Origin of the sequence: Pantoea sp. ME81 (genome assembly GCF_903970985.1) — a bacterium.
Classification (GTDB): domain Bacteria; phylum Pseudomonadota; class Gammaproteobacteria; order Enterobacterales; family Enterobacteriaceae; genus Pantoea; species Pantoea communis.
This window is the reverse complement of sequence record NZ_CAJCKS010000025.1, coordinates 1-12,420: the sequence shown is the minus strand read 5'-3', so window position 1 is coordinate 12,420 and position 12,420 is coordinate 1. Positions and strand designations below refer to the sequence as shown.

The 12,420-nt window shown below is 55.3% G+C and carries 9 protein-coding genes and 1 pseudogene; 7 read left to right on the top strand and 3 right to left on the bottom strand.

Annotated elements, in window-relative coordinates; genetic code table 11:
* Window positions 1-9 precede the first annotated feature (9 nt).
* Complete coding sequence (locus tag H7A81_RS06900) at window positions 10-2,061, bottom strand: hydantoinase/oxoprolinase family protein (RefSeq protein ID WP_182057072.1); 2,052 nt, start codon at window positions 2,059-2,061, stop codon at window positions 10-12.
* Between the two features lie 8 nt (window positions 2,062-2,069).
* Window positions 2,070-3,413, bottom strand: coding sequence for an FAD-binding oxidoreductase (locus H7A81_RS06895; RefSeq protein WP_182057071.1), 1,344 nt, complete (start codon window positions 3,411-3,413; stop codon window positions 2,070-2,072).
* A gap of 247 nt (window positions 3,414-3,660) precedes the next feature.
* Between H7A81_RS06895 and H7A81_RS06890 the strand changes: the two genes are divergently transcribed.
* From H7A81_RS06890 to proX, 3 genes are all read left to right on the top strand, one after another.
* A complete protein-coding gene (locus H7A81_RS06890) occupies window positions 3,661-4,410 on the top strand; it encodes an IclR family transcriptional regulator (RefSeq protein WP_182057070.1) in 750 nt (249 codons plus the stop codon).
* Between the two features lie 267 nt (window positions 4,411-4,677).
* On the top strand, window positions 4,678-6,045 hold the full coding sequence (locus H7A81_RS06885; protein ID WP_176505742.1) for an MFS transporter: 1,368 nt from the start codon (window positions 4,678-4,680) through the stop codon (window positions 6,043-6,045).
* A gap of 452 nt (window positions 6,046-6,497) precedes the next feature.
* The gene (proX, locus tag H7A81_RS06880; protein ID WP_182057069.1) at window positions 6,498-7,496 is read left to right on the top strand and encodes a glycine betaine/L-proline ABC transporter substrate-binding protein ProX; all 999 of its coding nucleotides are present in this window, start codon (window positions 6,498-6,500) and stop codon (window positions 7,494-7,496) included.
* Window positions 7,497-7,558: 62 nt separating this feature from the next.
* Here the strand turns inward: proX and H7A81_RS06875 are convergent, their stop codons facing one another.
* Window positions 7,559-8,329 (bottom strand): GntR family transcriptional regulator, encoded by a 771-nt coding sequence (locus tag H7A81_RS06875; protein WP_182057068.1) that lies wholly within the window; start codon window positions 8,327-8,329, stop codon window positions 7,559-7,561.
* 79 nt (window positions 8,330-8,408) lie between these two features.
* On the opposite strand from H7A81_RS06875, the gene H7A81_RS06870 reads away from it, so the two are divergent.
* The 4 genes and pseudogenes from H7A81_RS06870 to H7A81_RS27960 all read left to right on the top strand — a co-directional run.
* On the top strand, window positions 8,409-9,689 hold the full coding sequence (locus tag H7A81_RS06870) for a M20 family metallopeptidase (protein WP_166935348.1): 1,281 nt from the start codon (window positions 8,409-8,411) through the stop codon (window positions 9,687-9,689).
* A 21-nt stretch (window positions 9,690-9,710) separates the two neighbouring features.
* Window positions 9,711-11,309: an ABC transporter substrate-binding protein gene (locus H7A81_RS06865; protein ID WP_182057067.1), complete on the top strand. Its 1,599-nt coding sequence runs from the start codon at window positions 9,711-9,713 to the stop codon at window positions 11,307-11,309.
* A 9-nt stretch (window positions 11,310-11,318) separates the two neighbouring features.
* Entirely contained in the window at window positions 11,319-12,266 is a 948-nt protein-coding gene (locus H7A81_RS06860) for an ABC transporter permease (protein WP_084932348.1), read from the top strand.
* Window positions 12,232-12,420 (top strand): annotated as a pseudogene (locus H7A81_RS27960) (hypothetical protein); the annotation flags it as partial. The gene H7A81_RS06860 and the pseudogene H7A81_RS27960, both read left to right, overlap by 35 nt.

Sequence of the window (12,420 nt, the reverse complement as noted above, 5' to 3'; positions counted from 1 at the left end):
ACTCCTTTATTAAGCCGTGTGGGTGAGGTCAGTGAGGATCAGATTGCCGAGCGCATCCACCTGGGCGCGGAAATCGGGTAATACGGCGACAGTGGTGTCGGACTGGGTAATCACTGCAGGTCCGGTAAATGACTGACCGCCCGCAAGCTGCTCGCGCTGATAAAGTGGCACGGTGAGATAACGGCCCGACATCCACACATCAATATGTTCGGCGGGGATCGGTGCTGCGTCAGAGTGCGGCAAAGATTCGAGTTGCGGCTTTGGCGTGGGCATGCTGACCACCAGACGTAGCGACACCACCTGAATCTGGGCATCACGGTCGCTGTAAGCATATAAATGATGGTGTTGCGCATGGAAGGCTTCACGTAGCGTTGAGAGATTGCCGCTCGCCAAATCCTCACGCTGTAACGGTGTGGCGATCTCAAATGACTGCCCCTTGTAACGCATCTCTGCCGAGAGGCTAAACTGGCCCTGTCCTGCATCACTGACTTCGTGGCTCAGCCATTCGCGGGCTTGCTGTTCGAGTTGCTGATATTCAGCTTCGAGGTGTGGCAAGCTATCTGCGCTTAAATCACCATAAATGATGCGAACAAAATCGTTTTTCACATCGGCAACCAGACCGCCTAATGCGCTCAGCACGCCGGGCGTCAGCGGCACCAGCACTTCACGCATGTGCATGGCGTGCGCCAGATAACAGGCCAACATCGGGCCTGCACCGCCAAAAGGCATCAGGGAAAAGGCGCGCGGGTCGATACCGAAACGGGAAACCAGTCGGCTAATCCCTGCGTACATGCCGGACACGGAAACGTTAATGATCGCTTCCGCCGTGGCTTCGATGGATTGGCCCAGTCGATCGGCCAGCGATCCTATGGCGGCTTTCGCGGCGGCGACATCCACATTCACCGCGTTGTAGCCCAACGTTGCCTGGCCAAGAATGCCCAATGACACGAAAGCATCGGTAATCGTGGGCTGCGTGCCGCCACGTCCATAACACACTGGCCCAGGCGTTGAGCCTGCGCTTTCTGGCCCGACTTTGAGCACGCCAAACTCATCAACGCGCGCCACCGAGCCGCCGCCATCACCAATCGATGTGACGGACACGGACGGAATGTGAATCTGGTAGTCACCGATATACTCACCGGTGTCATATTGCGCTTCTCCGTTGACGATCAGCGCCACATCGGCGGTGGTGCCGCCAATATCCAGACTCATGACGTTCTCACGACCGCACTGGCGTGCCACCCAGGCTGCGCCCATCACACCTGATGCAGTTCCCGACAAGATCATCTGCACGCACTCGGCTTTGCCGCGCTCTGCGCTCATCACGCCGCCATTGGACTTGGTGACTTTCAGCTCAGCCGTCACGCCTGCTTGCGTCAGTGCCTGCTGCAAAGCGCCGAGATAATGCGCGACGCGTGGCTGAACATAGGCACCAATCACGGCGGTTTGCGTACGCTCGAATTCGCGGATAGTCGGCCAGACATCGCTAGAGCAGCAGACAAAAAAGCCTGGCACGGCCGCTTCAATCAGGGCCTGGACCTGCTTCTCATGTTCGGGATTGCGATAGGCATGCAGCAGGGCAATCACGACACCTTCACAGCCCGCATCGCGCAAGCCCGCGACAGCGGCCAGCACACTCTGTTCTGCAATCGGCGTGAGTTCTTTTCCGGTCGCATCCATTCGACCGTCAATGCCAAACACATTTTCGCGCGACACCAGGGGTTCCGGACGCAGCGAATGCAGGCTGTACATATCCGGCGTCTTCAGCCTGCCAAGTGCCAGGACATCCTCGAAATAGCGATTGGTGATCAGCCCCAGCTTCGCCCCTTTTTTCTGCACCACGGCATTCACGCCAACGGTGGTGCCGTGGGTAAAATATTCAATATCGGCGGGATCGATCCCATAGCGCTTCACTAACTCCTGAACGCCGTGCAGTACTTCCTGGCCCGGATCATCGGGACGAGAAAACACTTTCAGGCTGTGCAACTGCCCCGATGCTTCGTTGAAAACGGCGAAGTCAGTAAACGAGCCGCCGATATCGACACCAATGCGTAATCCCATACTTCCCCCTAATTGGTTTGCGAATGAGCGGATTTATCCAGGCGATCGCGCACCTGGTAGTAGCTGCCAAGCAGCGGCATAAACCAGGTGTTGCCGGTGTAGAGCGGGTGGCCGGGCAGCGGCGATACCCCATAAGGACTTGCGTTCAGCGGTGTATTTTCGATCAGGTGACGGGCTAAACGGTGGCCGAGCCAACTCATCATGGTGACACCGCTGCCGTTGCAGCCCACGGCATAAAAACAGCCTTGCGGCGTCTGGCCGATATGCGGCAGGTAATCAAGCGTGACGGCGACTTTACCGCCCCAGCTATGGCTGATTTTGATATCGCGTAATTGTGGAAATCGTTGCGTCAGATGTTGATGCAGCACGCGCGCAGACTGCTGGCGATCAAGGGCGTAGAAGCGTGCGCGGCCCCCAAAGAGCAGACGAGAGCCATCGGGTGAATAACGGAAATAGTGCGTGACGCGTTGGGTTTCCGCGATGCCGCGCTGGTGCGGGATCAGCGTGCGTCGCAGATCTGCGGATAACGGTTCAGTGGCAATCTGATGGCTGGTGACGGGTACCACGCGTGCGCGCAAATGGGCCATTTCTGGCCCGGTATAGCCATTGGTGGCGATAATCACCTGACGCGCATTGAGCCTGCCGCGCAGAGAATCAACCTGGTAATGCGCCGCGTGTTTCTCAATGCGACTCACCGCAGAACCACTGCACACCACCACGCCAGCTTTGCGCACCGCATCCAGCAAACCTGCATAATAAAGCGCGGGATTGAGCAGACCAGCACGCTCAATCAGTACGCCGCCGTGATAAGCCGGGCTATCCAGTTCGGCGCGCAGTTCATCGCGCGTTAGCATGCGCGCCTGCACCTGACTCACGCTATTGAGAAGTGGCAACCGCTTTTTCCAGTTCTCCAGATGTTCCGGGATCCACGCGGCGGCGAGGCGACCGGTTTGTCGATAATCGCAGTTGATAGCGTGCTGTGCGATCAGGCTTTCCAGATAGCGATAGCCGTCAGCCGCCTCCAGCAGCAGGTCGCGTTTTCGCTGCTCATCGCTCTGCCGCAGCCCCTTTTTGGCCGACATGGTTTTGCCCACATTGATGCCGCCAGTGACCTGACCACCGCTCAACGTACTCGCGCCACTGCCCGGTAAGCCGGCTTCCAGAATCACCACCTGATTGCCGTGTTGCGCCAGCGTCAATGCACAGCACAGCCCGGCATAACCAGCGCCAATAATCACGTATTCCGTTTCGGGCGGAACGTCATTGGGCGACGCATCCTGCGGCTGCCACTGCTCCCACCAATAGGGCGCCGCCTTAAAATCTTCGGTAAAAATCGACTGATGACTTCTCATCACTCTGCCTCGCTAAACATCATTCATGAAATCCAGCGGCTGAAATCTAGCCGTTCCACAATAAGGAATGCCATTCCATAAATTTAACGTGACATGATTTTATCTGTCCTGCAAGCACAAAAATTAAGCATTCGGAGGAAATTGTGATCGGCTTACGGGCAAAACGCCGAGCGGCAGAGGGCAGGCTGTGCCATATTACGGCACAGCAAGTGGAGACAATGAAGTCAGAAAGTAGGGAGGGTGGAGTATGCAGAGCCTGATTAAAAGCTTGAAAGTGCTGGAGAAGGTGGCCGAGAAACAGCCGATCAGTGTGGGCGAGTTGGCCAAAATGATGTCGATGCCAAAAACCACCGTACAGCGTATTCTCTGGACCTTTCATGAGGCGGGCTGGTTACGATTGATTGAAGGCGACATGCCGCGCTGGACCGTCAGCCCTCGTGTGCTCAGCGTGCGGCCGATCGAGCTGGCGGGCGGCGGACTGTCTGCTGCTGTCCAGGATCCGATGGCAGAGTTGCGCAATCGCACGCAGGAGACGGTGTATGTGTCGGTGTATGACGGCAATGGCGCGGTGGTGGTGATCGACAGGCTGGAAAGTCCGCATCCCGTTCGCGCGGTTAGTCCGATTGGGGATATTGCGCCCATTCACTCCACAGCAAATGGCATGGCGATTTTGGCGTTCTTACCGGAAAGCCAGCTTGAAAATATCCTTACCGGCGAGCTGAGTGCCTTTAACCCGGCCACCATCACCGATGCCGATAAACTTCGCGCAGAACTGAAGAAGGTGCGTGAGCGCGGGTACGCAATCAACCGAGGCTATTATCGCTCTGGTATTTTCGCCATCGGGGCACCCATTTTTGATGCAGCCCACCAGCCGGTCGCCAGTATCTGCATCTCGATGCCGGACTCTCGTTACCATGAAGAAAAAATTGCAGAGTGGGGTGCGTTAACCGTTCAGGCAGCCCAGGCAATTGGCTTCCAGAGAAATGCCAGAGGTTAACGGCATGACGCAATGGCCACACTGCGGTGTGGTCATTTCATCCTAAGATCTTGTTTTTTTATGACATTAATCGACTCATCTCCCTTCTCGTCCTCCAGCTCAATCTCCGTGTGACCTATAGCGAAATCCTCTCACCCGCATATTGACGTCTAATTTTCACTCAACTAACGTAATTAACGGAATGCCATGCCGTAATGTGGAATGATTGATTTCATTCTGAGTCACGTTCACTGACCGTGCTGTTATGCGGTGAAGATGGGGTTAACCATGACAACTTCTGCCACGCTTCCTCAGGTGACACCTGAAATGCAGCGCAAAACGCTGATCGGTGCTGTTGCCGGCAACCTGGTCGAGTTTCTCGACTTTGCCCTCTACGGCCTACTGGCCAGTGTGATTTCACGGATCTTTTTCCCGCAGGATGCGCCATTGACGGCACTGCTCTCGGTATTACTGCTGTATGCATCGAGTTTTCTGGTGCGTCCGATTGGTGGCATCGTGTTGGGATTGGCGGGCGATCGCTGGGGAAGGCGTTCGGTGTTGATGATCACCATCACCGGCATGAGTGTGGTGACCGGTTTGACCGCTCTTCTCCCCACTTACGCGCAGGCAGGCACCAGCGCCACCGTATTGCTGGTGATTTGCCGACTGATTCAGGGCTTTTTTGCTGGCGGCGAATACGCGACAGCCACGGATTACATTGTCGAAAACAGCGATCAAAAACGCCGCGCCTTTCGTGCGTCATTCTCACCCATAGGTGCCTATATCGGCACGGTGATCGCTATTGGTCTCTACACCTTGTTGTCTTCGTTGATCACGGCGGCACAAATGGAGGAGTGGGGCTGGCGTGTACTGTTTGCCATCGGCCTTCCGTTGGGGCTGGTTGGGTTGCTGATTCGCCGCAAGCTTGATGAGAGCCCGGAATTCCGCGCGGTTGAACGGGCGCGGGTGGAGCAGCGTTTGAATCCACCAACGGTGACTCAGGTTATTCGCTCGCAGTGGAAAAATATCCTGGTGTTCATGTCGATACTGATGAGTCATACGCTGCCCAACTATCTGATTCTGGGCTTCTTCGCCACGTATCTCACCACGTTTGTCGGGTTAGCCAAAACCGATGCGGCAATGGCGGTGTTAGTTTCTCAGTTTGTACTGATTTTTAGCACGCTATTGCATGGCTATCTCAGTGATGTGGTAGGCAGAAAACGCTGGTTACTGTTGGGGTGTGTGCTGGTGATCCCGGCGATGTTTTTTGCTTTCACCTATGCTGAGCATGGCACGTTAGGCAGTGCCATTATCGCAGCGGTTGTGCCAGTGATGGTTTTCCCAATGGTCACCAGTGGAATGACCATCAGTCTGGTCGATATGTTCCCGGCCGAGATGCGTGCCTCTGCGGGTGCAATGGCGTACAACACCGGTACCGCGTTGTTCGGTGGCACAGCACCGCTGATTGGCGCGGCGTTGATTGGCTGGTCGGGCAGTGCGTTTACGCTGGTGTACTATGTTGCCGCCGTGGCTATCGTCTCATTCATTTCGATTGCGTTGTTTTTCCGCTATCCGCAGCGCGCCTCGCATAACGCTTATCAGCTTGCGAGCAGCGCCGCGCAGGGCAATCCTATAGCGGCGCGCCTGCGCCGATAAACGTATTACATCACGGAGCATCGGTAACCGTTTTCCCGTGGTTACCGATGTCTATTTGATGAGAGGTGAGTAGAGATAAATTTCATGGCTTTAGCGTAGTTAAAAAACGCTATATTTTTCAGCCCTGATTTCTCTGCTGGTAATGGGTAAATGATTAGCGGTTGCAGTGAGAAAATAATGTGTTATGGTAACTGCACGATTAATTTACCGGAGTGAATGTCGCGGACCTGATAACAGGAACCAGGGTCTGTCACCAGATATCATAATGATGAATTCTGACTTATCTTTTTTCTCCACCTACAACACCCGCCTTCGTTACGCACGTCACTATCTGCAACAGTAATATTCTGCTTTTAAACTTTTACTGACAGCTGCATATCATCTCTCTTCACTGCAGAGGGATATTCTCACGCCATTTGCTGGCATCGACCAAAATAATAAGGTTTTAAATTATGACCAGGAAGAATCTACTCGCGATTTCCCTCACTGCGTTAATCAGTTCACCGACACTGTTTGCTGCCGATTTGCCGGGCAAAGGTGTGACGGTCTCCCCGGTGCAAAGTACTTTGCCGGAAGAGTCATTCCAGACGGAGCTGATTAACAGAGCGCTGGAAAAACTGGGCTACGAGGTCAAACCCACTGAAGAAGTGGATTACAACGTGGCTTACACCGCGATTGCTGCGGGCGATGCCACTTACATGGCGGTTAACTGGGAACCGCTGCAAAAGGATATGTACAACGCCGCAGGCGGGGATACAAAATTCTATCGCAAAGGCACCTATATCAGTGGTGCCGCGCAGGGTTATCTTATCGATAAAAAGACCGCTGACAAATATCACATTACCGATCTCTCTCAGCTGAAAGATCCGAAACTGGCTAAACTCTTTGATGCTAATGGAGATGGCAAAGCCGATCTGGCGGGATGTAATCCGGGCTGGGTCTGTGGTCAGGTGATTAATGCACAAATTGATGCTTATGGCCTGAGTCAAACGGTACAGCAAAATCAGGGCAACTATTCTGCCATTATTGCCGATACGTTAACCCGATATAAAGCCGGCAAGCCGGTGCTCTATTTTACCTGGACACCTTATTGGGTGAGCGATGAATTAAAACCGGGCAAAGATGTGGTCTGGTTGACGGTGCCGTATTCTGTCACGCCAGGCTCGCAGAAGAATGAAGATACCGCGCAGCCAAATGGCAAGAATTATGGCTTCAAACCGAACAATGAACATGTGGTGGCAAATAAAGCCTGGGCAGAAAAGAATCCTGCCGCGGCGAAACTGTTCGAGATCGTCAAACTGCCGCTTAATGATGTTAATGCGCAGAACCAGCGTATGCATCAGGGAGAATCGTCCAGCGAAGACATTCAGCGCCACGTGAATGGCTGGATTCATGCGCACAAGGCCACGTTTGATGGCTGGGTGAAGCAGGCCGCTGCCGCAGCGCAATAACGCCGTTAGCGTCCCCAGGGATCCGCATCCCGCCCTGCAAAATCGCAGGGCGGGAAACCGTTTTACCGTACTTCGTTCACATACATGAAGTGCTCGGTGCTGAAACGATGATGCGCCAGGATCACGGGGATCGCACTCTGGTCAAAAGACACTTCATCTATCACCATCACCGCGTGCGGCAATGCCAGCTCCAGCAATGTCGCATCTTCTTCGTTTGCCAACTGTGCCGTAATCTGCTCACGTACCGCTGCCACTCGCACATCGTAATGTTCAAACAGAAAGCGATAGAGCAGCGGCGGCAAGTGTTCTGCCGGAGGGAAATCAGGCAGACGCGCAGCAGGCAATATCAGCGTTTCATGCATGGCGGCAATGCCTTTCACCCGACGCGTGCGCTTCAGGCGTATCACGTCATCTCCGGCAGCGATCTGCAGTTTTTCTGCTTCCCGCTCGTTAGCTTGAATCAACTGATAATCCAGCAGTGTCGTTTCTGAATGTAGCAATCCGCCGCTTTTATCGTGCAGGCGAAAATACTGGAAAAAGTGGCTCAGGTTGTGCAGCGGTGCCCAGCCGGTCACCACCGTGCCGGTTTTGCGACGGCGCATCAACATCCCTTCGGTGGTCAACGCGGCCAGCGCTTTGCGCACCGTTCCCACCGACACGCCAAATTTTGACGCCAGGCTGTTTTCACTCGGCAGGATTGTGCCCGCAGGTAGCTCACCCTGCAGGATCGATTCGCTGATATGGCGTTTCACCACTTCATACAATGGCGCGCCTTCCCCTTCGCTTAAACGAGAGAATTGCGGCCTGTTGTCTGCGTCATAGTTTTTTTGCATGTTTCCGATTACCGATTGACCTGCGTCCTTGAATTGCATTATCTATAAACTATATAGAAATACAACAGACGATAATCCTATGTTGCAGAATTCTCGCCTTAACAGTGCGTTAGAGACCATTGCGGATGACACCGCACAGATAACTGACGATATGCAGCGCATGCTGGCCGTGGATACCTGTTTTCCACCGGGCAATGGCTATGGGCAATTTGCCGATCTGATGACACAGCTGTTAGCGCCAATGCACTTTAGCTTTGAGCGTGTTTCAGTGCCGGAAGATCTCTGGCAAGCGCCCGATGGCAGCGCATCCGGCGAGCGAGTGAATTTGCTGGCAACGCTTAACTGTGGCGCAGCCGAAAACTGCAATCTCTACTTTCACACCGATACGGTGCCTGCGGGTGATGGCTGGCGATTTCCTCCGCTGGCACTGACGGTGGCCGAAGGTAAGTTGTTTGGGCGCGGCGCGGCGGACATGAAAGGGACGATCGTGGCGGCGATGGCGGCGATCCGTGCAGCGCAGGCCTGCAATCTGCCGCTGCGTTTCAATCCGGTCTTTCTGCTTTGTACCGATGAAGAGGGCGGGTTGTATCCCGGTATTCGTTACCTCGCGGAACAGCAGCGCTTCGCTGGGCATCTGTTGAGCTTCAATGGTGGCGCAGTGCCACGCATCTGGGCGGGCTGCTTTGGCAGTATCGATCTCAAAATCATTGTTACCGGGCGTTCCGCGCATTCTGGCGATCCGCTGCACGGCATCAATGCGATTGAAGCCGCGCTGCCGCTGATGAACGCGCTTTATCAACTGAAAGGCGAAGTGGAACAGCGCACCTCGGCAATGCCTGCGCCGCCGCATTATCAGGGCAAACCGCTGACCTCACTGTTGACGCTGGCTGCCGCACAGGGTGGCAGCAAAGGCTCAACCATCCCCGAACGTTTCGAACTGCTGATCAATCGACGTTATGCCCCGGAAGAGGCGTTTGACAACGTCTGGCAGGAGTTGACCCACTGCATCCAACAAGCGATGCAAGGCAGCCCAGCGCTTGATGTCAGCGTGCAAATGATTGGTCATCTGGCCCCGGTGGCCAATCCTGATGGCCCGCACTGGCCACGCTGGCAGGCCGCACTGAGTCAGGGATTTGGTTTTAAAGCGGAGGAGTTTAAACCCTGGGGATCCTCAACCAGTTCGGATATGGGTTGGGTTCAGCAGGCCGGTATGCAGGAAATTTTACTGGGCGGTTTAGCCCGCCCCGACAACCGCATTCATGCCGCCGATGAGTTCACAACGATGGCAGATGTTATCGCACTTTCGCAGTCCATTCTGGCGTATCTCGCCGATGAGTTTCAGCCAACCCAGGGTATTTAACAAACTAACGAGGAAGAGAAGATGTGCGCGATGAAAGGGTTAAACCGCAGACAGTTTATCACCAGCTCTACCGCTCTGACCGGTGCAGCCATGTTACCCTGGTCGTTCTCGGCCCATGCCGCAGCGGTAACCAGCGCGACGCCGGGCGGCACGCCACGTAAAGGCGGCGTACTGCGTATTAGTGTCGATCAGGCGGTCAGCGTGCTGAATCCGCATCAGGTGCGCGTCAACCCGGAATATCTGGTCGCGGAGTTGCTCTACAGCGGCCTGACGCGCCTGACGCAGGAGATGAAAGCCGAAGCAGACCTGGCCCAATCCTGGCAAGCGAGTGCCGATCTCAAGCAGTGGACTTTCACCCTGCGTCCGAACCTCAAGTTCAGTGACGGCACGGCCCTAACCTCAGCAGATGTGGTGGCCAGTTTGCAGGCGCTGCTGGATCCAAAGAATGCTTCTCCTGCCCTGCATAACATCGGCCCAATCAAAGCGGTGAGCGCTCAAGGTGCCAACACCGTGCTGATCGAAACCGATGCCCCTTACGCTGACCTGCCGGTGATGCTGGCCTATCCCGATGCCAAAATCATTCCCGCCAGCATTGCGCAGGGTCAGTACGACAAGCTTACCAAAGCCTCGCTGGGCGCGGGGCCGTTCCAGCTGGTTTCCTACGATCCCGAACGTAAAATCGTGGTAAAGCGCAACCCGCATTATTACGACCCGGCGCGTCCTTATCTGGATGGCGTGGAAGTGGTGGTCTATCCCGATGGCATCGCAGAAAGCTCGGCGCTGATCTCCGGTGATACCGATTTGATGCTGAGTGCGCAGTCGAGCGAATTTGCGCGTCTCTCCAAATCGTCAGGTGTGCTGCCACTGCGGGTGGCATCCGGTCAGTTCCTCAATGTGAACATGGGCTGCGATCAAAAGCCGTTTAACGATGTGCGCGTGCGTCAGGCGCTAGCACTGTGCGTTGATCGCCCGGCATCGGTGGACTTTGTTGCCGATGGCCTCGGTTCGCCAGGCAACGATACGCCAATCAACGCCTCTTACCCTTACTTCGCTAACCTGGCGAAAAAAGCGGTGGATTACAGCAAAGCCAAAGCCTTATTGGCGGACGCGGGTTATCCCAACGGCCTCGATTTAACGTTGATTGCCTCGGATAAACCGGCGACTCGCACCCAGTTGGGTATCGCGCTGCGTGAGATGGCTAAGCAGGGCGGTTTCCGCATTGACGTGCAGACCATGGCACACAGCACTTACCTCGATCAGGTATGGAAAAAAGGCAATTTCTACGTCGGTTTCTACAACATGCAACCGACGCCGGATGCGGTGTTCTCACTGCTCTACACCTCGACCGCATCATGGAACGAAACACGCTGGAACAACGCCGATTTCGATAGTGCGGTCAATGCCGCCCGTGAAACCAACGATGATGCGCAGCGCACCACGCTGTACGGTAAAGCACAACAGTTGATGCATGACGAAGTGCCTTCGCTGATTCCGACCTTCTTCGATTTGCTGGCTGCCAGCCGTGATTACGTCGGCGGATATCATCTGCATCCGCGTGGTGCCGTGTTCCGTCTCGACCATACCTGGTTAACTGACAAAGCGCCTAAGCGTGCAGTGTAAGGAGCGACCGTGACAGCCAGTTATCTGCTTAAACGCCTGCTGCTAATGATCTACACCTTGCTGGTGGTGTCATTGCTGGTCTTTGGCATCACGCAGCTGTTGCCAGCGGACGCCGCTGTCACCTTGCTGGGGCAAAACGCTACGCCAGAGGCACTCGCCGCGGTGCGCGAACGACTGGGATTGGATGCGCCAGCATGGTTGCAGTATTGGCATTGGCTGAGCCAGGCGTTGCAGGGCAATTTTGGTGTGTCGATGCGCAATGGGCTCGAAGTGGGGCCGACGTTGTTGACCGCGCTGTCGCGATCGCTGTTGCTGGCGGTGTGTGCACTGTTGCTGATGCTGGTGATCGCTATTCCGCTCGGTATCTGGGCGGCAGTACGTCGCGGTAAAACCGCCGATGTGCTGGTCAGCGTCATCTCCTACATCGGTATCTCTTTCCCGGAGTTTGTCACTGCCACGCTGGTGCTGCTGCTGTTTGCTGATGTCTGGCAGATTCTGCCCGCCACCGGCTATGTGCCGCTGAGTGAAAACTTCATCAGCGGCGTCCAGCACCTGATCCTGCCGTCAATCACCGTAGCGCTGATTCTGGTGGCGCACGTTTCGCGCATGGTGCGTTCGGAGATGGTCGATGTGCTGCATACCGACTACATCCGCGCCGCCTGGCTGAAAGGCCTGTCGCGCCGCCGCATTCTCTGGCGTCACGCGCTGCGCAATGGCTTGTTGCCGACCATCACCATTGTGGCATTGGATGTCGGTTATCTGCTGGGCGGCATTGTGGTGGTCGAGGAGATCTTCGCCATTCCCGGTATTGGTCGTGAGCTGATTGTTGCCGTGCAGGCACGCGATCTGCCCACCATTCAGGCCGGTGTGATGATTCTCGCCGCGACCTATTCGGTGGTGAATTTCCTCGCCGATTTGGCCTATGTGGTTCTGGATAAGCGAATTTCCTATGCCTGATATTTTAAAACGTTTACTGCGCTCACCGCAGGGCGCGGTCGGGGTACTGATTATCCTGCTGTCGCTGCTGATGGTGGTCGGTGGCGCGCATGTTGCGCCCTTCGATCCTGAATCCATCTCTATTTTGACACGTTACAAACCGCCGAGTGCCGAG